Origin of the sequence: Bilophila sp. 4_1_30, from assembly GCF_000224655.1 — a bacterium.
In the GTDB taxonomy this organism is placed as follows: Bacteria; Desulfobacterota; Desulfovibrionia; order Desulfovibrionales; family Desulfovibrionaceae; genus Bilophila; species Bilophila wadsworthia.
Window position 1 is genome coordinate 280,853 of record NZ_JH114234.1, and the last position, 20,836, is coordinate 301,688.

At 60.8% G+C, this 20,836-nt stretch carries 16 protein-coding genes; 6 read left to right on the top strand and 10 right to left on the bottom strand.

Features of this window, described 5'->3' with window-relative positions; all coding sequences use genetic code 11:
* On the top strand, nt 1-3,307 hold a 3,307-nt coding region (locus HMPREF0178_RS22180; protein ID WP_009381174.1), incomplete at its 5' end, for an autotransporter domain-containing protein.
* A gap of 139 nt (nt 3,308-3,446) precedes the next feature.
* On the opposite strand, the gene HMPREF0178_RS17450 is transcribed toward HMPREF0178_RS22180, so the two are convergent.
* The 9 genes from HMPREF0178_RS17450 to HMPREF0178_RS17490 form a co-directional block, all read right to left on the bottom strand.
* Nucleotides 3,447-4,595, bottom strand: a complete 1,149-nt coding sequence (locus HMPREF0178_RS17450; protein WP_009381175.1) for a pyridoxal phosphate-dependent aminotransferase — start codon at nt 4,593-4,595, stop codon at nt 3,447-3,449.
* Between the two features lie 28 nt (nt 4,596-4,623).
* Complete coding sequence (locus tag HMPREF0178_RS22870) at nt 4,624-5,343, bottom strand: TRAP transporter large permease subunit (RefSeq protein ID WP_009381176.1); 720 nt, start codon at nt 5,341-5,343, stop codon at nt 4,624-4,626.
* A gap of 35 nt (nt 5,344-5,378) precedes the next feature.
* Nucleotides 5,379-6,542, bottom strand: a complete 1,164-nt coding sequence (locus HMPREF0178_RS22875) for a TRAP transporter fused permease subunit (protein WP_009381177.1) — start codon at nt 6,540-6,542, stop codon at nt 5,379-5,381.
* 79 nt (nt 6,543-6,621) lie between these two features.
* Nucleotides 6,622-7,587, bottom strand: coding sequence for a TAXI family TRAP transporter solute-binding subunit (locus HMPREF0178_RS17460; protein WP_009381178.1), 966 nt, complete (start codon nt 7,585-7,587; stop codon nt 6,622-6,624).
* Between the two features lie 262 nt (nt 7,588-7,849).
* Nucleotides 7,850-8,173 carry an amidohydrolase family protein gene (locus HMPREF0178_RS23125; protein ID WP_083832546.1) on the bottom strand — a complete coding sequence of 108 codons (324 nt, stop codon included), beginning with the start codon at nt 8,171-8,173 and terminating at the stop codon, nt 7,850-7,852.
* A gap of 513 nt (nt 8,174-8,686) precedes the next feature.
* Nucleotides 8,687-9,058 carry an amidohydrolase gene (locus HMPREF0178_RS17475; protein WP_009381180.1) on the bottom strand — a complete coding sequence of 124 codons (372 nt, stop codon included), beginning with the start codon at nt 9,056-9,058 and terminating at the stop codon, nt 8,687-8,689.
* Between the two features lie 113 nt (nt 9,059-9,171).
* Nucleotides 9,172-9,756 carry an indolepyruvate oxidoreductase subunit beta gene (locus HMPREF0178_RS17480; protein WP_009381181.1) on the bottom strand — a complete coding sequence of 195 codons (585 nt, stop codon included), beginning with the start codon at nt 9,754-9,756 and terminating at the stop codon, nt 9,172-9,174.
* Between the two features lie 10 nt (nt 9,757-9,766).
* Nucleotides 9,767-11,542: a thiamine pyrophosphate-dependent enzyme gene (locus HMPREF0178_RS17485; protein WP_009381182.1), complete on the bottom strand. Its 1,776-nt coding sequence runs from the start codon at nt 11,540-11,542 to the stop codon at nt 9,767-9,769.
* Between the two features lie 3 nt (nt 11,543-11,545).
* Nucleotides 11,546-13,717, bottom strand: coding sequence for an acetate--CoA ligase family protein (locus tag HMPREF0178_RS17490; protein ID WP_009381183.1), 2,172 nt, complete (start codon nt 13,715-13,717; stop codon nt 11,546-11,548).
* A 305-nt stretch (nt 13,718-14,022) separates the two neighbouring features.
* On the opposite strand from HMPREF0178_RS17490, the gene HMPREF0178_RS17495 reads away from it, so the two are divergent.
* Entirely contained in the window at nt 14,023-14,847 is an 825-nt protein-coding gene (locus HMPREF0178_RS17495) for a DUF169 domain-containing protein (RefSeq protein ID WP_005030684.1), read from the top strand.
* 194 nt (nt 14,848-15,041) lie between these two features.
* On the top strand, nt 15,042-15,674 hold the full coding sequence (locus tag HMPREF0178_RS17500) for a GntR family transcriptional regulator (RefSeq protein WP_009381184.1): 633 nt from the start codon (nt 15,042-15,044) through the stop codon (nt 15,672-15,674).
* A gap of 280 nt (nt 15,675-15,954) precedes the next feature.
* Here the strand turns inward: HMPREF0178_RS17500 and HMPREF0178_RS17505 are convergent, their stop codons facing one another.
* Entirely contained in the window at nt 15,955-16,266 is a 312-nt protein-coding gene (locus tag HMPREF0178_RS17505) for a c-type cytochrome (RefSeq protein ID WP_005030688.1), read from the bottom strand.
* Between the two features lie 330 nt (nt 16,267-16,596).
* On the opposite strand from HMPREF0178_RS17505, the gene HMPREF0178_RS17510 reads away from it, so the two are divergent.
* The 3 genes from HMPREF0178_RS17510 to HMPREF0178_RS17520 all read left to right on the top strand — a co-directional run.
* Nucleotides 16,597-17,769, top strand: coding sequence for a hypothetical protein (locus HMPREF0178_RS17510; RefSeq protein WP_009381185.1), 1,173 nt, complete (start codon nt 16,597-16,599; stop codon nt 17,767-17,769).
* A gap of 1 nt (nt 17,770) precedes the next feature.
* The gene (locus tag HMPREF0178_RS17515) at nt 17,771-19,126 is read left to right on the top strand and encodes a cytochrome c (RefSeq protein WP_009381186.1); all 1,356 of its coding nucleotides are present in this window, start codon (nt 17,771-17,773) and stop codon (nt 19,124-19,126) included.
* Nucleotides 19,127-19,170: 44 nt separating this feature from the next.
* Nucleotides 19,171-20,836 (top strand): cytochrome c3 family protein (locus HMPREF0178_RS17520; protein WP_050809300.1); only part of this gene is annotated, 1,666 nt, incomplete at its 3' end.

Sequence of the window (20,836 nt, forward strand, 5' to 3'; positions counted from 1 at the left end):
CAACGGCGGAGCGCGCTTTACCGGCAATACGGCCAGCGGGCTTGGCGGGGCCATCTACAACACCCGTGCCGTCACCCTCAATCCCGGCGCTGGTCAGGAGATCGTGTTCAGCGGGAATACGGACTCCACGGGTTCGAACGCGATCTTCATGGGCGACGGCTCCAGTCTGGACATCACGGGAGACGGCAAGGTCGTCTTTGATGATGCACTGTCGTCTCAAAGTGCAACGCCGACCCTGAAGAAGACGGGCGGTGGTACATTGCTGTTCAATGCCTCAATGGATGGTTTTCTGGGAACGGCTGCCTTTGAGGACGGGCGCACGGAAATTGCTCAGAAGTGGCTCATCAAGAATACGGTGACCATTACGGGCGGCAGATTGAAGATGCCTGAGTTTTCCTTTGCTGCCCAAGGTGAAGGAAACAATGTCGCTGGCGGCAAGCTGATCCTTGCTGGTGGCATCCTGGAGACTGGAACGGAGCAGATCTTCACAAACGGATTGAATGCGGAGGGTGATAACAAGGATCCCGGTGCCGTGAAGCTGAGCGGAGACAACTGGAGTTTTGACTCGGGATTGATAGCGTTCAACGACGCTCTGTACAATCTTACGTACGCTCAGGCGGCGGCTGACTCGTTGGGAGCGAATAACGTAGAAGCGGGTGAGGGGGCTGGCTCCACCTCCGCGAAGGAGATTACATTCATCGGAACGGGGTATGTGGATCCTGATCCAGATCCGGTTCCCCCTGTAGATCCCGACCCGACTCCCCCCGCTCCTGAACCGAAGCCCGATGAAGATCGCACGGGAAAGGTCTCCGTTGACGAATTGAACAACAACCACGCCAACAACATTGTTCTTGGCAATGTGACCATCACTACCGGCACAAGTTCGGATTCTGGTAAGGATTTCGTTGTCGGCGCGAGTGCGACGGACGACAAGACGGACTCGATAAGCGGCAGCATTGGTGGGAAGAACATCGATCTCGGTTCCTCCGGTCGGAATATCTCCGTAGTGGGCGGCCATTATCTGACGTTGGTTGGAGGTTCCTCCGATACGCCTTTGGTCATGGCAGGGGGAAATCCCGTCAATGTTCATGTAGGAGGTACTGGGGAAGGGGCATCCGGTGTGCTGAACCTCGGCACGCCGGTCATGGATTCCGGAGGCACGCTCTCGGGAAATATAGAAATCGCCGCGGCGAGCACCGTCAATGTCCGTGCGGGAACGCACGTCATCACGGGTGAAGCCAATGAAAACACCGGCACGGCGGACGTTGCCGGGATGAACAACAACGGCGGCACGATCAACATTGCCGAGGGGGCACATCTCCAATCGACGATACGTCAGGCCGATGGGCAGACGAATGTTTCCGGCAGGCTGACTTCCGCTTCTGTCGAGCTTTCCGGAGGCGGGCTGAATGTCTCCGGCGCGGTGGATTCTTCGTCCGTCACAGCCTCCAAGGGAGATATCAAGGTTGCGGGAACGCTGGCGGCGGACGTCTTGACCACATCTTCCGATGTCCAGATCAACATCGGCGATCAAGGAAGCGCCGGTAGAGTGGTCGCCCGTCAGGTTCAGTTGCAGGGCGGCAGGGTATTCCTTGATCCCGCGTGGAAGGGCAACGATGCATTGGCTGATGCCTCGCACGGTGTCTTCACCTTTGTGAACAATGAAATAGACGGGTTGCTCACGGCGGGGCAGAACTCCCTGCTCGTGTTGGGTGACACGGATACCGGTTGGGCGCTGGACGCGTTCGGCAGATCCAGCCTCCAGTGGGGGCAGAACGGCGTAACCGCCGCGCTGGCTATCCGGAAGCCGCAGAGGTTGAACGGTACGCTAGGCGCGGTGATGGCGGACGGAACCAAGACCAGCGCTCCGGTATTGACTCCGAATACGGCGACTTTCACGGACGGTTCCTTGCTGCTTGTTGACGGAAGCGGTCTCAATGGCGCCGCGGCGTTGACGTCCCAGGGCGGGACGCTGAATGTGGATGCGGGCGCCAAGCTGCTTATCGACAACATCACGCAGGGCGAATACGCGATTACGTCCGGATTCTCGGTCAGTAGCGTGCAGGGCTGGAACGGAGACAACCTTTCCACGCCGGATAATCTCATTGGGCTGGTGCTGGGCAAGGATGCCGACGGTTCGATGAAGGTACAGGCCACAGCCCGTCGCTCGTCCGATGTTTTCCGGGGACTTTCCCTCGTCAACACGATGGATGCCATCTGGGGCAAGGGGCTGAACGACACCGAAAGCGACAGCATGGGCATCCGGTTCCTCTCTCGGGCGGTCAATGAAAACTATCTGCCCAAGGCGGACACGGTGCACACTGTTGACGGCGCGGCGCAGATCGCCGTGGCCGGAGGCGTGCAGGGTATGGCCGTCGCGGCGGCGGATGCCCCGGTTCGGGCGATTCAGGACCACGCGTCGCTTCTGCATATGACTGCCACGCGTGAAGGGGCCGTCCGCAAGGACGGGTTGAACCTCTGGATCAATGCCCTGTATGGAGCGGAACACGCCCGCAACTTTGGCGCTGGCTCTCTTGATGGCGGCTACAATGCCGATTTCGGCGGCATCGTCTTTGGCGGCGACTATGCGTTCGGCGATTTCCGGGTCGGCATGGCCCTGAACGCCGGAAGCGGTACGGCCCGTTCCCGTGGGGATTTCAACGTGACCAAGAATGATTTCGATTTCTGGGGCGTGAACCTGTACGGGAGCTGGTCGCGGGATCAGTTCAATATCGTGGGCGATCTCGGTTATTCCGCCAACAAGAACGAGGTGAAGCAGGATCTGCCCACAACCATGCAGCTCGGACAGCTCAGGGCCGATGTGGATACGGGCGTGCTGACGGCGGGTCTGCGCGGCGAATACCGGTTCGAAACGGATTGGGTCGATGTGACGCCGCATGTCGGGGTGCGATACTACAATCTGCGGACGGATGGGTTCACATCTCGGATCGACGAGCACGACGTGTTCCGCGTGGGACGCGATACGCAGGAGATCTGGACATTCCCGATCGGCGTGAGCTTCAGCCGCGACTTTGAAACGTCGTCCGGCTGGAAGGTGAAGCCGAGGGCCGACCTTTCCGTAGTGCCCGCTGCGGGTGATCTCAAGGCGAAGACCAAGGCCCGGGTGCCGGGCGTCGCGGCTTCCGATACGATCAAGGCCCGGATGATGGACAGCGTATCTTTTGACGGCACGCTCGGGCTTGAGGTGCAGAGGGACAACATCTCGTTCGGCCTCGACTACGGCATCCGCGCTTCGGAGCATAAGACGGGACATGGCGTGAACGTGAGCTTCACCTACAAGTTCTAACTTTCCAATCAGAAACAGAAAGCCCGGCGGTCGGAGTATATTCCGGTCGCCGGGCTTTCTGTTTCGGTGAGTGGGGGGAAGAAGGAACCTCCCGGCCTTTGGGAAGCCGGGAGGCCCGCTTTTGGGGGAGGAGGGAGAATCAGAAGCGTCCGCGCAGGGCCTTTTCCATCCGGTCCATGGCGATGCTCAGGTTTTCATACGAATTGGCGTAGGAGATGCGGAGGTGCTCCTCATCCCACGGCACGATGGCAAGCCCCGCGTCAAGCAGAAATTCGGCGGCCTGCATGGGCGTTCCCAGACCGGGGATGCTTACCATGATGTAAAAAGCTCCCTTGGGGCGCACGAAGAAGACGCCGGGCATGGCGGCCAGCCGGTCGAGCAGTATGAGCCGCCTGCGATCCAGTTCTTTTACCATATCCGCAATGTGTCCCTGCGGGCCGCGCAAAGCGGCGACGGCCCCCCACTGCGCATAGGTGCAGGGGCACATGGCGGAATATTGATGCGCGCAATAGATGGGGGCTATGAGCCGTTCCGGACCCGCCGCGTACCCGATGCGCGAGCCTGTCATGGCATAGGCTTTGGAAAAGCCGTTCAGGACAACGGTACGTTCGCGCATACCGGGCAAAGAGGCGATGCTGATGTGTTCCTCGCCGTCAAAGATGATCTTCTCATTGATTTCGTCGCTGACGACGATGAGGTCATGCTTGATCGCCAGATCCGCGATGCCTTGCAGCGTTCCGCGCGGATAAACCGTTCCTGTGGGGTTTTGGGGCGAGTTGATGAGGATGAGCTTGGTCTTCGGGGTGATATGACGCTCCAGAACATCGGGTTCGGGCTGGAAGCCCTTGGCCTGTTCCGTGGGCACGAATACCGGGACTCCGCTCGCCATGTGTACGCAACTGCCGTAGCTCAGAAACGCGGGGGCGGGTATGAGCGCCTCGTCGCCGGGATTGAGCAGGGCGGCCATGCTCAGGTGCAGCGCTTCGGAGACGCCCGCCGTGATGACTATTTCTGTTTCCGGGGCGTAGTCGAGCCCGTTTTCGTCCTTCAGCTTGCGGGCCACTTCCTGCCGCAGTTCAAGGAGGCCGTAATTGGAAGTGTAGTGAACCTGCCCGTCGTCGACGGCCTTCTTGACGGCTTCGTTGATGTGCGGCGCGGGGAGGAAGTCCGGGCGGCCCATGACCATGTTGATGATGTCCTGCCCGGCGCGCTGTCGGGCTTCCGCCGCGTCGAAAAAGGCGCAGAGGCTGGAAAAGGGGATGTGTTCCGTGCGAAGTGCGAGTTCCATTGCGGTCTCCTTGAAGCGTGAGGAAGGACTAGGCCGTCTGCCGGAATCCGGCGGGACAGTAGTAGCGTTGCAGACAGTAGACGATGATGAAGAGTCCGATGCCGGCGAAGTCCCAGATATGGCCGGGAATGAACAACAGGAGCGCGCCGCTCAGCAGCAGGAGGCGTTCGAGCAGCGTGGTCCGGCGCATCAGGTAGTTCTCCCAGACCGCCGCGAAAGCGATGAGGCCGAGCATGACGGTAACGAAGGTAAGCGCGATGTCGAACAGGTTCGACTGGAGCAGCAGCGCTGGACGGTAGTAGAAGAGAATGGGAAGGATATACAACGCCTTTGCGTACTTGAAGGCCGTAAACATGGTCTTCATAGGGTCGGCGTTGGCGATGCCCGCGCCTACGATGGAGGCGAGGCCCACCGGAGGCGTGATTTCCGAGTCGATGCTGAACCACATCATGATGAAGTGGGCGGTCATCAGCGGAAAGCCCATATCCGCCAGTGCGGGGCCTACGGCAATGGCGGTGACGATGTAGGCCGGTCCGCTGGCAAGGCCCATGCCGAGGATCATGGAAATGAGGCCCACGAGCAGGATGGCGACGAGAGGGCTGCCGTTGGCGAGGGTCGTGAACAGCCACGAGAGCTTGAGCCCGACGCCCGTCAGGCCGACGAGCGAGAGGATGATGCCGATGCAACCCACGAGGCTGCCGATGCCGAGCGAGTAGCGCCCGCCGAGCACCATCGCTTCATACAGCATCTTGAAGTCGACCTTACGGCTCTTGATGCTGTGGATTACGATGAGGGTGATGACTCCCGCCGAGCGCGGACATCGCCCGGCGAATACCCGAAGGCCATGATCACGATGATGACCATGATGGCGACGAAGAAGTGCCACCCCTCACGGCAGACGATCCGGGCGGAGGGGATGTGATGATCCTTCATTTGCCCGATGTTGTGCTTTTTGGCTTCAAAATGGATGAAGGCCATCAGCGTGATGTAATACAGGATGATCGGGCCGGTGGCGACGGTTACGATGGTAAGGTAGGGGATCTGGGTGAATTCGGCCATAAGGAAGGCCACGGCGCCCATGATGGGAGGCATGATCTGCCCGCCCGTGGAGGCGGCGGCTTCGATGGCGCCTGCCACATGAGGCCGGTAGCCGACCTTCTTCATCATGGGAATGGTCAGTACGCCGGTGGAAGAGACGTTGGCCACGGCGCTGCCGGAGATGGAGCCGAGGAGCGCGCTGCCGATGACGGCGGCCTTGGCCGGCCCGCCCACGGTATTGCGGGTGAGCGCGAAGGCCAGACGGATGAAGAAATCCCCGGCTCCGGACTTTTCCAGAAAAGCGCCCATGAGGATGAAAGGGGCCACGTACTGGATCATCATCTTGGCGGAAAGCCCGTAGTAGCCTTCCATGCCCGCGTAGACCTGCGTGACCACCGCTTCGAGATCGAAGCCGCCGTGCCCGAAGTGCCCGGGGATGACGAATCCGTACAGCGAATAGAGGATGAGGACGATGGACACCAGCGTCAACGACCAGCCGATGACCCTGCGCCCGACCTCAAGGCCGAGGAACAGCATCAGGCAGCCGAAGAAGATATCCATTTCCGTCAACATGCCCAGCCGCATGAAGCGATCCAGATACTCCCAGATGGCGTAGACCGAACCGGCGATGCTGCCGATGATGAGCAGCCAGTCCACAAGGGAGATGTGGTTGACCTTCGGCTTTTTTTCAAAGGGGTAAATAACCAGCGTCATGCAGAAGACGGTCATGATGTAGAGGCCGTGCTTCCACATCACGTCGGCGCTGACGTAGACGGTCCAATAGATTATAAGCGCGGATATGGACGCAAGGCAGATATTGACGATCCGTTCCGGGGTGCCGGTAAAGACGCGTTCCTTTTCCTTGCCTTCTTCGGCAATAAGCGGCTCATGGAGAGGCGTTTCGTTCATGGTATTCCTCGGCAGGCTTTCCGTAAGGGAAGGGGGAAGGCGCCTCCGGGGCTCCCCGGAGGCGCCGAACGAATGTAAATCAATCCTTGATGAGGCCTATTTCGCGGAAATAACGTTCCGCGCCGGGGTGCAGGGGGATGGGCTTGTAGCTGACGGCAAGGTTGGGGCTCATGCTCTTGAGCGCGGCGATGACGTTGCCCAGATAGTCGACACCTTCCTGGCTGTAGACGGTCTTGACGATTTCATAGACAAGGTCGTCCGGCAGGTCGGCCCGGCAGGCGAACATGGCGCCCGTGCCCACGGTTTCGATGGGCTGGTCGATGCCGTTGTAGGCGCCCTTTTCGATGGTGGTAGGCAGGTATTGGGGGTACTTCTGCATCACGTCGGCGCGTGTTCCCGGCAGGAATTCGAGGATGTGCACTGGACGCAGGATGGAGAGTTCGGAGATCTGCGGCGAGGGGATGGACGACAGTTCCACGGCGACGTCCACCTGTCCGGTCTTGACCGCTTCCATGGCTTCGCTGGCGGGCAGGAACAGCACCTTGCCGAAATCCTTCTTGGGATCAAGCCCGTTGGCTTCGACCCAGCGGAAGAAGTCGAGATGCATGGTGCCGCCGGGAGCGCCCACGCTGATGGTCTTGCCCTTGAGATCCTTGAAGGTACGGATGCCCGAGGACTTGAGGGCGTAGGGCTGGGCGGCCTGCATGTACAGGATGCCCATGCCGCGCATGTTCCGGTACTGCTTCTTGTAGGGGGCCTTGCCTTCCCACGCCAGCGGGGGATCCTGCGTATTGAGCATGGCGAAATCGGCCTTGCCCTGTTCCAGTCTGTTGATGCTCTCCACGACGCCGGCGGCGGAGATCGCGGTAATGCTGATGCCGGGGATCTTTTGCGAGGCGAAACCCGCGATGCCGCTGCCCACGGCGAAGAAGCCTCCGCCCACGGAGCCGGTGGAGAAGGTGAGCTTGAGAGGCTCGGCCTGTGCCGTTCCGCCGCAGAAGGCGGTGAGGGCAACGATGAGAGCTGCCAATGTACGCTTGAGCATGATGATCCTCCTGAGAAACGCGGTTTGACGTGAATGAGAAAACCGGGTGGCTGCCTTGGCCTGCTGGAGGTGGACGAAATCTCGCCCTTCATGAATCTTTAAGTGTATACTACTGGTAATATCACAAGGCTGTAAAGGTTTTTTAGCTACTTTTTATTCAGTTTTTTCAAAAAGATATATTCTTATATTCGGCAATGGGAGAAGACCCCGGCCGATATTCCGGCTGGTTCCCGAAAGGCTTGGGAGATGGTGCGTCAGCCCTTTAGGATGGGGCTCGCGGGGAGGAAGCGGCCGGGAAGGGCTCCCGTGATTTCGCCGCATTTGCGGATGATTTCCCCCGGCGGAGGACGGTCACGGGGCCGCTGAGGCATTGTCTGCCCATAAAGATGCTGGAACCCACAGCGAGATGGGGATTGCGCTCGGGTACGGTCCGGGGCCATCCCGGATCGACAAGAACCATATCGGCGTCGGAACCGGGCCGCAGCGTTCCTTTTTGCGGGTAAAGTCCGAAGGTTTTCGCCGGATTCTGGCTCATGATCCTGACGAAATCCGTGACGGCGATGCACCCCCCTGTTGATGCCCTCATCCCACGTCACGCCGAACGGGGTTTCCACGCCGGGCGTGTCGTGCGGAGCCCTGTCCCCGGCGATGAGTATGCCCAGCGCCCTGAGTGCGCCGGAATCAACGAGGATACCGTTTTTGACAAGCACTGTTCGCATGGGATCCCCCGCTTGTTGCAGAACCGGTTCAAGGCCGGGAAACGTCAACACCCCATGCCGCCTTGATCCAGCAATCCGAAGTGAGCGGATCGGAAAACCTTTTTGGGAACCAACCGCCTTGGCTCCGCCCTTCGAAAACCGCCTCGAGAGGGCCATTCCCTGATCGCCCTGCCGGGCCCCGTACCCGTCATGACGCCGTTTCCGACGACGAACGCCCCGTTCTCCAGAGCATGGGGCATCCCGGCGGGATGGACGCGGGGATTGTCGCAGCCGTTGGTGTCCAGTACGGTCCGCTCGTTGAAGGCCACGAGATCCGCGTCAAAGCCGGGCAGGGTGACGCCCTTGTGCGCCAGCCGGATCTTGCGGGCCGGTTAGCGAAGTCATCTTGCGGATGGCCTCTTCCAGCGACAGCACGCCCCGTTCGCGCGCGTACCTCCCCAGAATATGGGGATAGGTCGCATAGGGGTGGGGGACATGCCGTCCAGCCCGAGTTTTTCGGTGGCCACGCCCTGCATGGTTTTACAGCCGGTGGATTCGCCGGAAAGCAGCGGACGTCCGGAATGGCTGTGCCCGTCGACGAAGCCGGGGCAGAGGATGCCGCCTTCCAGATCGACCGTGCGCCGGGAGAGCAGCTTGGTAGTGCGGGGGAGCACGGCGGCGATGAATCCGTCCTGCACACTGACGGAACCCCAGAACCACGGGGTGCCCGTGCCGTCTACGATCCGAGCATTGCAAAAGAGCGTATCAAACATGGGATGCCTCGCTGAAAGAGGGGGAAACGGCCCGGAGCGGCGGGGGAGCCGCCCCGGAACCTGTCCGCGCGGCCCGCCGGGAATTGTGGGGGCGGGCCGTGCGGGGGGATACCCTACAGCCCGAAGGAGCGCCCTGCGTCGAAGGCCCTGACGTTCAGATCACGTACCTTGGGGGCGACGGTGTCCGCTACGGCGGAGCGCCAGACGTCCCCGTCCCCACCCACGAGCAGGGACAGCTTGCCCATGATGATGCTGTTGAATACACGGGCGTTGCCCATATCCACGGCCATGGGGGTGGCGGGGAGGACGTGGAGCGCGGCGCAGCGTTCCCGCATGGTGTTTCGGATGCCTTCCACGGCGGGGTATTCGGCCTGTCCCGAACTGACCGCCACGGGATCGATGCGCCAGTCGTTGGCGAGGATCACGGTGTCCGGGTTGGTGTAGGCCATGCGGCGCAGCCCTTCGAGCCATTCGAAGCTGATGTAGTAGTCGGCGGAGCCTTCGTCGATCATGGGCGCACGGACCTTGTCGCCCCAGATGATATGGCTGACAACGGAACCGCCGCGCACGGCCAGCCCGAGGATGTCGGACTTCTTCGCGTCGTAGCCGAGCCGCAGCCCGACCTCGGCGAGCACGTCGCTCGCCAGAATGGTTCCCTGTCCGCCGACGCCGGTGATGAGAAAACGGGTTGTTTGCATAAACGGGCTCCTATGCGTTTTCCGGGCCGGAGATGGCCTTTACGGGACAAATCTGGGAGCAGACGCCGCAGCCGACGCAGGTGACCGGCTCGATGCGGGCCTTGCGTTTTCCCGTTTTGGGATGGACGGCGTCGGAGAGTACGACCGAGGGGCAGCCGCTCTGGATGCACTTGCCGCAGGCGATGCACTTGTCGGCATCCACCACACGGGCGGGCTTGGGGCTGCGGGAGACGAACACGCAGTCCCCGCGCGAGATCAGGACGGATACGCCGTCGTGGGCGGTGCATTCTTCAAGGCCCCTGCGTACTTCCTTCATGTCGAACGCATTGGCGGTGACGACCTTTTCCACTCCGCAGGCCCGGCACAGCCCGGCAATGTCCACAGGTTCAATGGTCCCGTTGGAGAGCGTCTTGGAAAGGCCGGGGTTGTCCTGATGCCCGGTCATGGCGGTGGTGCGGTTGTCCATGATGATCACGGTCCCCTTGCCCTTGTTGTGGACCATGTTCAGCAGCGGCGCGACGCCCGCATGGAAGAAGGTGCCGTCGCCGATGGTGCACACGGCGGGCTCGGGCAGGCCGGACAGCCCCATGCCGTGCAGTACGCCCACGCTCGCGCCCATGGAGCCCATCGTATGCTGGGCGTTGAAGGGCGGCAGGGTGCCGAGGTTGTAGCAGCCGATATCTCCGGCGACGGGGAGCTTCATCTGGGAAAGATGGTAGAAGGTGGAACGGTGCGGGCAGCCGGAGCACAGCAACGGGCTGCGGATCGGCAGATCCGGGATTGCCTCGTTGGCTCTGGCGGAGGGGGCGTCCTTCAGGATGCCCGCCTTGCGGCAGCATTCCGCGATGTCTTCGGGCAGCAGCTCGCCGCAGGCGGGGAAGATGGACTTGCCCCGCGCGTCGATGCCCATTGCCCGGATCTGTTCTTCCATGAACGGATCGAGTTCTTCCACGACGATGACGTTCTTCACGCCTTCCGCGAATTCGCGGATAAGCTTTTTCGGCAGAGGATAGCACATGCCGATCTTGAGGATCGAGGCACCGGGGAAAACCTGCCGGACATATTCGTAGAGGATGCCCCCGGCGATGAACCCGTATTCGCGGTCGCCCCAGTGGATGGCGTTGCCCGGCCATTCGTTGCTGAAGGCTTCCAGATCCAGAAGCCGTTGCTCAAGCACATAATGGCGTTCGCGGGCCCATGTGCACATGCAGTTATATTTCTCCATGTTGCGGGGGAACGGCCCCACCTGCTTCCCATAGGATGCCGGTTCGCCCAGTTCGACCACGGACTTGGAGTGCGAGGTGCGCATGGTCGTGCGGATGATCACCGGCGTGTCGAACCGTTCGCTGATGGCCACGGCTTCGCCCATGAAATCCTTGCATTCCTGACTGTCGCAAGGCTCCAGCATGGGGAACTTGCCGAGCTTGGCGTAATGGCGGTTGTCCTGCTCGTTCTGTGAGCTGAACAGGCCCGGATCGTCCGCCGTGATCACCACGAGGGCGGCTTCCGCGCCCGTGTAAGCCGTGTAGAACAGGGAGTCGGAAAGGACGTTCATCCCGACCTGCTTGGTCGTGACCATCGAACGGCGCCCCGAGTAGGCCGCGCCCGCGGCGGCGTCCATGGCGACTTTTTCGTTCACGGACCATTCCGAATAGATTTCTTTGTACTTCGCCACATTCTCGAGGATCTCGGAACTGGGCGTCCCGGGATAGCCGCAGGCGATCTCGATGCCCGCTTCCAGCGCGCCGCGCGCCAAGGCCTCATTTCCTGACAAGAGTTCCTTCATGAATCATTTCTCCAGCGTTACGGAAGGTGCTTGGGAGGGGGAATCTCCGGAAGGCCGGGCCTGCATCACGATGTCCACGATGCGCACGCCCTGTCCTTCCGGCAACACCATGAGAGGATTGAGATCGAGAGAGACAAGCCGTTCGCCGAGCGCGTGGGCCATCCGCCCGAGGCGGACAAGCGTTTCCTCCAGCGCGGCGACGTCGGCGGGTTGTTTGCCGCGGAAGCCCTGAAGGAGCTTGGCGGCTTGGAGACGGTTGATCATCGCCTTCGCCCTTGAGGGGGAGAGCGGGGCCAGTTCCAGCGAGACGTCGCGCAGCAGCTCGACGAAGATGCCGCCGAGTCCGACGACGACCGCCGATCCGAAGGCCGGATCGCGGTTGACCCCGGCGATGGTTTCCACGACGTCGCCGGTCACCATGCCTTGGACGAGTATCCCTTCCCGGCGGGCATCGGAGTGGTGGAGGTTCATGGACTGGTCGAGCTCGTCCCACGCGCGTTGCAGCCCTGCGGCATCGGCGATGTTGAGCTTGACGAGCCCGGTTTCCGTCTTGTGCGTGATGTCCGGCGAGATGCCCTTGAGCGCCACGGGATAGCCGATGGCTTCGGCGGCGGCCTTTGCTTCTTCGGGCGTTTGGGTCAGGCGTTCGCACAGGGCCGTGATGCCGAAGTGGGCAAGAACCCGCGTCGACAACGCGTAGGGGACGATGCCGCCGCAGGCGTCCAGCTCGGCGAGGAGATCGGCGGGAAGGGGAAGAGGGGCCTCCGTTTCTTCAGCAAGGGCCCTGTTCCAGTCCAGCCATGCCGCGACGGCCCCGACGCCTTCGGTGCTGCCTTGCAGGGCGGGTACGCCGCCGTCATCAAGGATCTTGCGGATGGATGGAGCTATCCCACCGGAAATGTTGGATACGACGACCACTGGCTTGCCCGAGTCCGCCCGTGCCCGCACGGCTGCGGCGGCTACGTCGGAGAACTGGGCGATCTGTTCGTCCGCCATGTTGGAGGGCATGTCCTGCGAGACGATAAGCAGATCCACGGCGGGCTCCCGCGCGAGGATGCTGAGGCTGGCGGGGTAGGCTTCCTTGAGGTCGCCGCTCCCCCATGCGTCCAGCGGGTTGGCGAGCGGGGCATAGGGCGGCAGCACGTTGCGGAGCCCGGCCTTGCCCTCTTCGGAAAGGGGAGGGAACTCAAGACCGTAGTCGGAGCAGATGTCCGCGAGCATCCCCATTTCGCCGCCGGAAACGGTGCTCATGCCTACGCGCCGCGAGGTCGTGGGAGCCCCCCGCAACCCCGAAAAGAGGATGGAGGTTTCGAGCAGCTCGTCCAGCGTGTTGACCCGGATGACGTTCCAGCGCCGGAAGAAGGCGTCGAGCGTCCGGTCGCTCCCGGCGATGGCTCCGGTATGCGTTGCCGCCACCCGGCAGGCCAGTTCCGAGCGTCCCACCTTGAGCGCGATGACGGGCTTTCCCGCGTCACGGGCCCGGCGGCACGCGTCCGCTACACCTTCGGGATCGCGGATGGTTTCCACGAACAGGGCGATGACGGCGGTTTTGGGGTCATCCACAAGGTAATCCATGTAGTCGGCCAGCCCGAGCGCGGCTTCGTTTCCCGAGGAAATGAGCCGGGAAAACCCGGCTTCCCGGGGCGAGTTGCCGAGGGCCAGCAGCACCGCGCCGCTTTGGGCGATGACGCCGATGTTGCCTTTGCGGAAGGCGCGGGGGAGGGGAGCGCTGTACATGCCGACTCCGTCCGTGATGTTGGCGTAGCCGACGCAGTTGGGGCCGCAGAAGAGCAGACCCGTTTCCCGGCAAAAATCACGGATTTCCCGCTGCATGGCCGCTCCCTGTTCGCCGGTTTCGGCAAACCCGCTGGCAAAGGCCCATACACCCTTGACGCCGCGTGCGTGGGCCGCTTTCAGGGTGGGAAGGATGGCCTTGTCCCCGAGCAGGACGGCGGCGCAGTCCACAGTGCCGGGGATCGCCTCCAGCGAGGGATGGCAGGGGTAGCCCAATACGTCCGCGTACTTGGGGTTGACCGGATGGATGGTTCCCGCGAACCCGAGGCGCTGGAGATTCCTGATGACGATGGAACCCGCTCCGCCTTTTGGGGATGCCCCGATGACGGCAATGGAATGTGGGGAAAAGAGAGGCGAGAGCTTCCACGGAGAGCGTTTCACGATGACCTCGTCTTTTTAAAATCCACAATATGAAATCGAGTATGCAATTCGAAGCTAATTGATATGACGAAAACTTGTCAATAGATCAAACTCAAAAATAAACTCATAAAAAATATTTTTGATAATATCAGTGATGATACTTGACATGAATCTATTGATATGATTTTTTTGAGCGCAACGGAACGGTATACGCCGGATCGTCGCGGGATGCCTCAAATGCCGAGAGGCGACGCATTCCACGTGCGGTACGGGAATGGCCGGAATGATTCCCCGGCCTGTTTGCAACATCAACCAAGGAGCCGGTCATGCCTCCCAAACTTCCTGATTTTGCGAATATTTCCGAAAGACTGCGCAAAGCTCTTCGTCTGGAGCACCGGATTGTCGTCATTGGCCTGTCCGATACCCCTCCCGCCAACCTGCCCCATTATGAGGGCGAACCGCTCAAGGCTTGCCAGATGCTGGACACGGTGCGCTTTGAAGGGAAATCGTTCTATACGGTTCAGAACGATCACTATGAATGCAAGAACGCCATTCGTTGGCTTGGCTTTGATGAGAGCTACGAAGGCCATTTCAGCGGCGAATGGGCTACGGGCGACTATCCTGACAACGGGCGTGCCTTGTTCCGGGCTCCCGCTTTTTCCCGCAGAATGTATGAAGAATCCCCGAAAGTGCGCGTGGGTACGGTGAAGTGCGCCTATTATATGCCGCTGGAAAAGGCCAATGAGGGCCCGGCACGCGGGGACGAGGTGGCCATCTTCGTGCTGAATCCGCGTCAGGCCATGTATCTGGCCCGCGGCACCCTGTATTCCCGTGGCGGCATCTGCTACGGCATGACCGGCCCCGGCACCTGCCAGAGCGTCATCGCCGGGCCGTTCTGTACCCGTCAGCCCATGTATTCCCTCGGCTGCTTCGGCGCCCGCCAGTTCATGAAGATCACCGGCAATGAAATGTGGTTCGGCGTCCCGATCGAACAGCTTGCCCTGTTGGCCGACGACGTCGAGCTGCTGCTCGAACGCCGCCCGGACCTCAAGGCGCAAATGGATGAGCCGTTCGATCAGGTCCATGTCGTCACGCAACACGAGCTGGATGTACAGAAGGCGAAGGGCAAGCTGATCACCAAGAACAAGTAGCCGTATTCCGGCGACGTCCGGACAGTGCGTCGGCTTCCGCTTGGAGAGGCCTTCCGGGGAAGGGGATGCTGCCCTGTTTTCCTCCGGAAGGCCTTGGTATGTATAGAATACAGTATAGTGTATATTCCTTTGACAGGGATATGGGGCTTTGGTAGGATCGCTTCCTTTCCTATCCTCAACGGTCAGGGCGCATTGTGAACCGCGACGAATTTTATACGGCGTTCAAGCACGACATCATCACCTCGAAGCTCAGGCCCGGCGAGCTGCTCAAAGAAAAGCAGATCATGCAGGACTACGGTATCGGGCGCCTTCCCATGCGCGAGATCATGGTCCGTTTGCAGCAGGAAAACCTCATCGAAACCATTCCCCGCATGGGAACCGTTGTTACCCGGCTTGACATCAAGCATATGCGCGATGTTGTGGAGTTGCGTCTGGAACTGGAATGCGTGGTCGCCAAGCTGGCGGCGGAACGCATTACGGACGAACAGCTTGGGAAGCTGCGGGAACTCGTCGAAAAAATCCATTCCTGCGCCGACGGCAAGAGCGATGCGGCGGCCGCGTGGGATGCGCAATTCCACCAGCTCCTGTATGAAGCCGCGGGCAATGCGGAACTCACCCGTGTCGTCAATGATCTGCTTCAGACGATGATGCGCTTGTGGTACTATCTGGAATTGTGGGACAAAGACTTCCTCAGCGATGCGGACGGCGCGCCGAATATTTTGAAAGCGCTGGAAAAACGCGATCCCGATCTGGCGCAGAAGGCCATGCGCGTGCACATTAATTATTCCGTCTCTCGTGCAGTGACCGGAAAGTTTGATCTGGTATAGCCGTTACGCTCCGGAAGGTTTCAGGAAGGCGGCACCGAGATTTTTCCGATTCCTCAAAACACAAGAGGCCACCATATTGGTGGCCTCTTGTGTTTTGCTCGAAAGAATGTTGGCGAAAGTGGACTCCGATGGGCCGTAAAGATTTTTCATGCGGAGCGGGAAGGCCGCGCCGGAGTTGGTGAAGCTTCCTTGAGAAGGCGTCTCGGCGCGTCCCTTACAGAAAACATCAGGACCGTCCCTTTTGGGGACGATCCTGAATGGGGCCGGAGGTAACGCTCAGTTACAGCGTGGAAGCATAGTCGGCCAAGCTTTTCAACTGCTCGTCCGAAAGCTGCTTGACGACGTTTTCCATGACCAGCTTGCGTTGGGCGCCAAAGGAGCCGTCCTTGTATCCTTCAAGTTTCTTGAGCAGATCGGCGGCGCTCTGGCCCTTGATGGGTTCAATGCCGCTGGCGGGGACGCGTCCGCCGTCAGCGCCGTGACACCCCTGACAGTGGGTTTTGAAGAGGTTGGCCGCATCGCCGTCGGCAAACGCGACGCCGAAGGAAGAGAGAAGCATCACGGCTGAAAAGACAATCAATACCTTTTTCACTGTATTTCTCCTGTCTTTTTACTGTTGAACCGTACGGACCCTTGCGGGAGCGCGCCTCAGGAAACGTATTTTGAGGCGTGTTCTTCACATGTTTCTATTCCGTTGAGTAGCCGCATGGGAGTGAAAGCACCATGATAATATGGTTTATTCCCGTGTGAACTGCGTTTTCGCTCCTCAAGGGCATGGAGGTTCCCCGATGCCAGCCCGCGGGGTATGAGTCTAAGGGTATTTCCTCATCTATAATGGAAAAGGAGGCGAGGGGCGGGTAGCGTCAACAGCATACGTCCGAGCCGATTTTTCGCTGGATTTGGGATACGAGAGGAACGACGCATGAGCAAAAAACGGATAGGCATTGTCATGGCCCTTGTCACGCTTCTTTGGGCTGCAGCCGCTCACGCTTCGCCCGAGGCGTCGCGCCTGCTTTCTCCCCCGATGGCGTTGCCGGTACCGTCCGGTTTCTTAAAAGCGCTTTTGCTGCTGACTTTTTTTGTGCATTTGGTGTTGGTCAATGTGCTCTTGGGTTCGGTGATCCTGTCGGTCGTCGATCGGCGGGTTTCGGCTTCGGACAGAAAAGGCGGGGTGGCCTTCATGCCCAAGGTGCTGGCTCTTGCCGTGAACTTTGGCGTCGCTCCTTTTCTTTTTTTGCAGGTGCTGTACGGGCATTTCCTGTACCCCAGCATCGTGCTTATGGCCGTGTGGTGGATGTTCGTCGCCTTGTTCGCCATGCTGGCGTATTACGGGCTTTACGTGAGCGACGGAGCGGTCAGGCCGGCGCGGCGGACCCCGATACTGTTCCTGTCCGCGCTGCTGCTTCTGATGACGGCCTTTCTGCTGAGCAACGCAAGTACCCTGATGCTGCGCCCGGACTTCTGGTTCCGGTGGTTCTCCGAGCCGCACGGGCATCTTTTGAACACAAGCGATCCCACCTTATTCCCGCGCTATCTGCATATTTTACTGGCTTCTCTGGCTGTGGGCGGCCTGACGATGGCCTGGCGCGCCCGGTGGAGCAAGCGCGATCCGGAAGTGGACAGGGAAGAGGCCGAGCGCCGTTTCCGCCGGGGGCTGGATTGGTTTTTCTACGTTTCTTTGGCGCAGGTTCCGGTGGGGGGGCTGTTCCTGTTCACATTGCCCCCGGATGTGCGCGGCCTTTTTCTGGGAGGAGACGCGCTGTCCACGGCGGCCCTTGTTTTAGCCGTATCCGGGCTGTGCATCGCCCTCATCCTTGCCCGGCAGGGCGGGCTCAAGCTTGCCAGCGCCGCAGCCCTTGGCGTCATTCTGGTCATGGTCTGCGTGCGCGGGATGGTGCGCGACGCAATGCTTCAGCCCTACAGCGGCGCGGCGTCCCCGGCTCCCACCGCTTTGGCGATGCCTCACGGCCAGACTGCCGCCTTGTCGCTCTTTCTGGTAACCACCGTCTTGGTGGTTACTGTCCTTGCCTGGCTGGGCCGCGTCCTTTTTCATGCCTTGAACCGCAGCGAAAGCTCGGAAATCCGGGAGGGATGACATGGAATTGCCCGTCTGGCATTTCGTCGGCATCGGTTCAGGGCTGATCATCGGGATCGTCTCCGTTTTACACGTCTTCGTGGCCCAGTTCGCCGTGGGCGGGGGGATCTATCTGGTATGGATGGAGCGGAAAGCCTACCGGGACGGCACACCGGAGATCTTGCAATGGCTGGAGCGCCATACGCACTTTTTCCTGCTCCTGACCATGGTTTTCGGCGGGCTCAGCGGCGTAGGCATCTGGTTCACCATGAGCGTGGTGAACCCCGGGGCCACGTCCATGCTGATCCATAATTTCGTCTTTTTCTGGGCCGCGGAGTGGGGGCTTTTCCTGCTGGAAGTGGTTTCCCTGCTGGTCTATTACTATACCTATCCTTGGAGCCGCAGCGGCCGGATGAGCCCGGAAACCCACATGCGCATAGGCATTGTCTATGCCTGCGCGGGCTTCCTGTCGCTCGTGCTGATCAACGGCATCATCACGTTCATGCTGACTCCCGGACAGGGGCTGGCCACCGGAAACGTGTGGCTCGGCTTCTTCAACCCCACCTATTGGCCGAGTGTGGTTGTCCGCCTGGGAATCTGTCTGATCCTGGCGGGGATGTTCGCCTTGTTCACCGCTCCGCGCATCGCCTCGGCGGAGGCCCGGCATGTCGCGGTGCGGGTGAGCGGCCTGTGGATCATCCTTCCCTTCTTTTTGCTGCTGGGCGGTTCCGTGTGGTATTTCATGGCGTTGCCGCCGGATCGGCAGGAAGCCGTCCTGAGCCGAACCTCCGATATCCACCCCTTCCTCATCACATACGGCTGGATGCTGCCCGTGGTCTTCTTGGCCGGGGTGGTGGCCTTTGTGCGGGCCGAACGCCTCCGCAAGCCCCTGAGTATTGTCATCTTGTGCTCGGGGCTGCTTCTGGTGGGGAGTTTCGAGTGGGTACGCGAAACCGCACGCCGCCCTTGGGTGGCCGAAGGCTACATGTATTCCAACGGGATGAGTATTGCGCAGGATGCGCGGGCCAAGGCCGAGGGGATCGCCTCCGTGTCCGACTGGGTACGGACGCTTGATGCGGTCGAAAGCGGTTCCCTGAAGCTTGAGGCGCCTCTTGCCGATGGGCTGAGCAAAGGCTCCATGCTGTTCGCGCTGCAATGCAACGTCTGCCACGGCTTGGGCGGGCCTCGTATCGACATCATCCCCCGGGTGCGGCGTCTGACCCGGTATGGCCTTGAGGCGCAGCTTCAAGGCCAGGGGACGCGGCTCGGCTACATGCCGCCTTTTGCCGGCAACCTTGCGGATCGTCAGGTATTGGCGGACTATCTTGAGCGTATGGGCGCACAGCGCCAGATCATTCCTTCCCCGGAGGCACAATGAGCAAGCACGCGTCATCCTCGTCAACGTCTTATGGAGCGAGGGCCTTGGCGGCTTGGCTGGCCGCGCTGGCTTTGTTCCTGATCTGGCTGGGCTGGGTTCTTTTTTCCACGTCTCCGATCGAGGGAAAGGCCGAAAAACCGCCCCTGCCGGGTGTTGCGCAAAGCGATCCCGGCACTGTGCTGGACAATCTGCCCGCCAAGGGTTCGTTGACCACTCCTAATATGCCTTTTACGGCTTCTCAGGAGTATGTGCTGACGGGAGCCGGATTGCAGGGATTTTACCAGACGTCCGCGCCGAACGACGTTTGGACCCTTTCCTATCCCGAACCGCAGCTCAACGCGCAAGTCATCAAGCGTGGGCCGCCCGTCCCCGAGATCGTGACCCAGGGCGTCGACGTAACGTGGGAGCTGGGCCCGCAATCTGGGTTGGCGAAAGATTCCACGACACGTCAGGGACGGATGAACGCTGTGGAGGATTCCTTTTTCGCGGCGTCGATTCCCGTGAGCGCCGTCAATGCCGACGGTGTGCTCAACCCGTATCCGGTGATCACGCTGCGCGCCAAAGACGAAAAGACCGGGAAGCTCCTGGCTGAAAGCGCCGCCGTGCTGGCTGTTTCTCCCGGCTTCGGCTGTGCCCAGTGCCACGCGAACGCCGGGACGGCCATTTTGGAAGTGCACGACCGCCACCAGTCCACCCGCTTTATGGAACAGCACGCGAAAGGTGAGGTCATTGCCTGCCGATCCTGCCATGTCGGCCTGAAAGACGGGAAGGCGGGTGAAGGGAAGAGTGGGCCGGAACTCAGCGTTTCCGCCGCCATCCACGGCTGGCACGCCACCTACCTGGCCGACAGGGGCGCTGACGCCTGCAAGACCTGCCATGTGGATCTGGGCCGCACGGGGGACGATCCGAAGGATGCCCCGCGCCGTCTGTTCGCCCGTGATTTCCATGTGGATCGGGGGCTTTCCTGCGTGCGCTGCCACGGGTTCATGGAGGATCATTCCCTGGCGCTGCTCAAGGCCGAGCAAGAGGCCGGGTTGCCGCAGGCCGCCAAGCTCATGTCCGGCATCACGGCACGCGAGGTCCCTTTGGACAAGATCAAGGGGCGGTTGCCTTGGGTACAGGAACCGGACTGTACCAGTTGCCACAATTTTTCGGAAAAGCCCAACCTGCTCACCGCGTCGGCCTTCAACAAATGGACGCCCAGAAGCGAAGGGCTGTCCGGACTCTTCAGCAGACGCCGCGACGATATGCTCATGGTGCGCTGCATCGTCTGCCACGGCGCGCCACATGCCGTGTATCCGGCGAGGAACCCGCTTGCCGACAATCTCGACAACCTCCCGCCTCTCCAGTACCAGCAACAGGCGTCCACGCTCGGGAGTTACGGCAACTGTGCGTTGTGCCACGGCCAGCCCATGGACTTTTCGGCGCACCATCCCTTGGTGCAGTGGAGCGAAAGGGAAATCCATGTGCCTTCCGGAGCGCGGCAGACCATGCCCCCGGCCCGGTTCTCCCATCAGGCGCATACGCCGCTGATCAACTGCACCACTTGCCATCACACGGGGTACGTGGACGGCAAGTCCCTGCTGTGCACGAGTTCCGGATGTCATGACGGCCTGACCGCCACGCTGCGCACCGACAAGAACGCCAAGCCCACGTTGAATCCCTTCTATTTCTATAACGCGTTTCATGGGCCATACCCGAGTTGCGTCG

What these genes read in the sequence shown, in the direction of transcription:
- HMPREF0178_RS22870 (WP_009381176.1), bottom strand. Translation starts at nt 5,343, where the DNA reads ATGCTGTATGAAGCGATGGTGCTCGGCGGGCGCTACTCGCTCGGCATC.
- HMPREF0178_RS17460 (WP_009381178.1), bottom strand. Translation starts at nt 7,587, where the DNA reads ATGCTCAAGCGTACATTGGCAGCTCTCATCGTTGCCCTCACCGCCTTC.
- HMPREF0178_RS17475 (WP_009381180.1), bottom strand. Translation starts at nt 9,058, where the DNA reads ATGTTTGATACGCTCTTTTGCAATGCTCGGATCGTAGACGGCACGGGC.
- HMPREF0178_RS17450 (WP_009381175.1), bottom strand. Translation starts at nt 4,595, where the DNA reads ATGGAACTCGCACTTCGCACGGAACACATCCCCTTTTCCAGCCTCTGC.
- HMPREF0178_RS17510 (WP_009381185.1), top strand. Translation starts at nt 16,597, where the DNA reads ATGAGCAAAAAACGGATAGGCATTGTCATGGCCCTTGTCACGCTTCTT.
- HMPREF0178_RS23125 (WP_083832546.1), bottom strand. Translation starts at nt 8,173, where the DNA reads ATGAGGGCATCAACAGGGGGGTGCATCGCCGTCACGGATTTCGTCAGG.
- HMPREF0178_RS17495 (WP_005030684.1), top strand. Translation starts at nt 14,023, where the DNA reads ATGCCTCCCAAACTTCCTGATTTTGCGAATATTTCCGAAAGACTGCGC.
- HMPREF0178_RS17515 (WP_009381186.1), top strand. Translation starts at nt 17,771, where the DNA reads ATGGAATTGCCCGTCTGGCATTTCGTCGGCATCGGTTCAGGGCTGATC.
- HMPREF0178_RS22875 (WP_009381177.1), bottom strand. Translation starts at nt 6,542, where the DNA reads ATGAACGAAACGCCTCTCCATGAGCCGCTTATTGCCGAAGAAGGCAAG.
- HMPREF0178_RS17480 (WP_009381181.1), bottom strand. Translation starts at nt 9,756, where the DNA reads ATGCAAACAACCCGTTTTCTCATCACCGGCGTCGGCGGACAGGGAACC.
- HMPREF0178_RS17485 (WP_009381182.1), bottom strand. Translation starts at nt 11,542, where the DNA reads ATGAAGGAACTCTTGTCAGGAAATGAGGCCTTGGCGCGCGGCGCGCTG.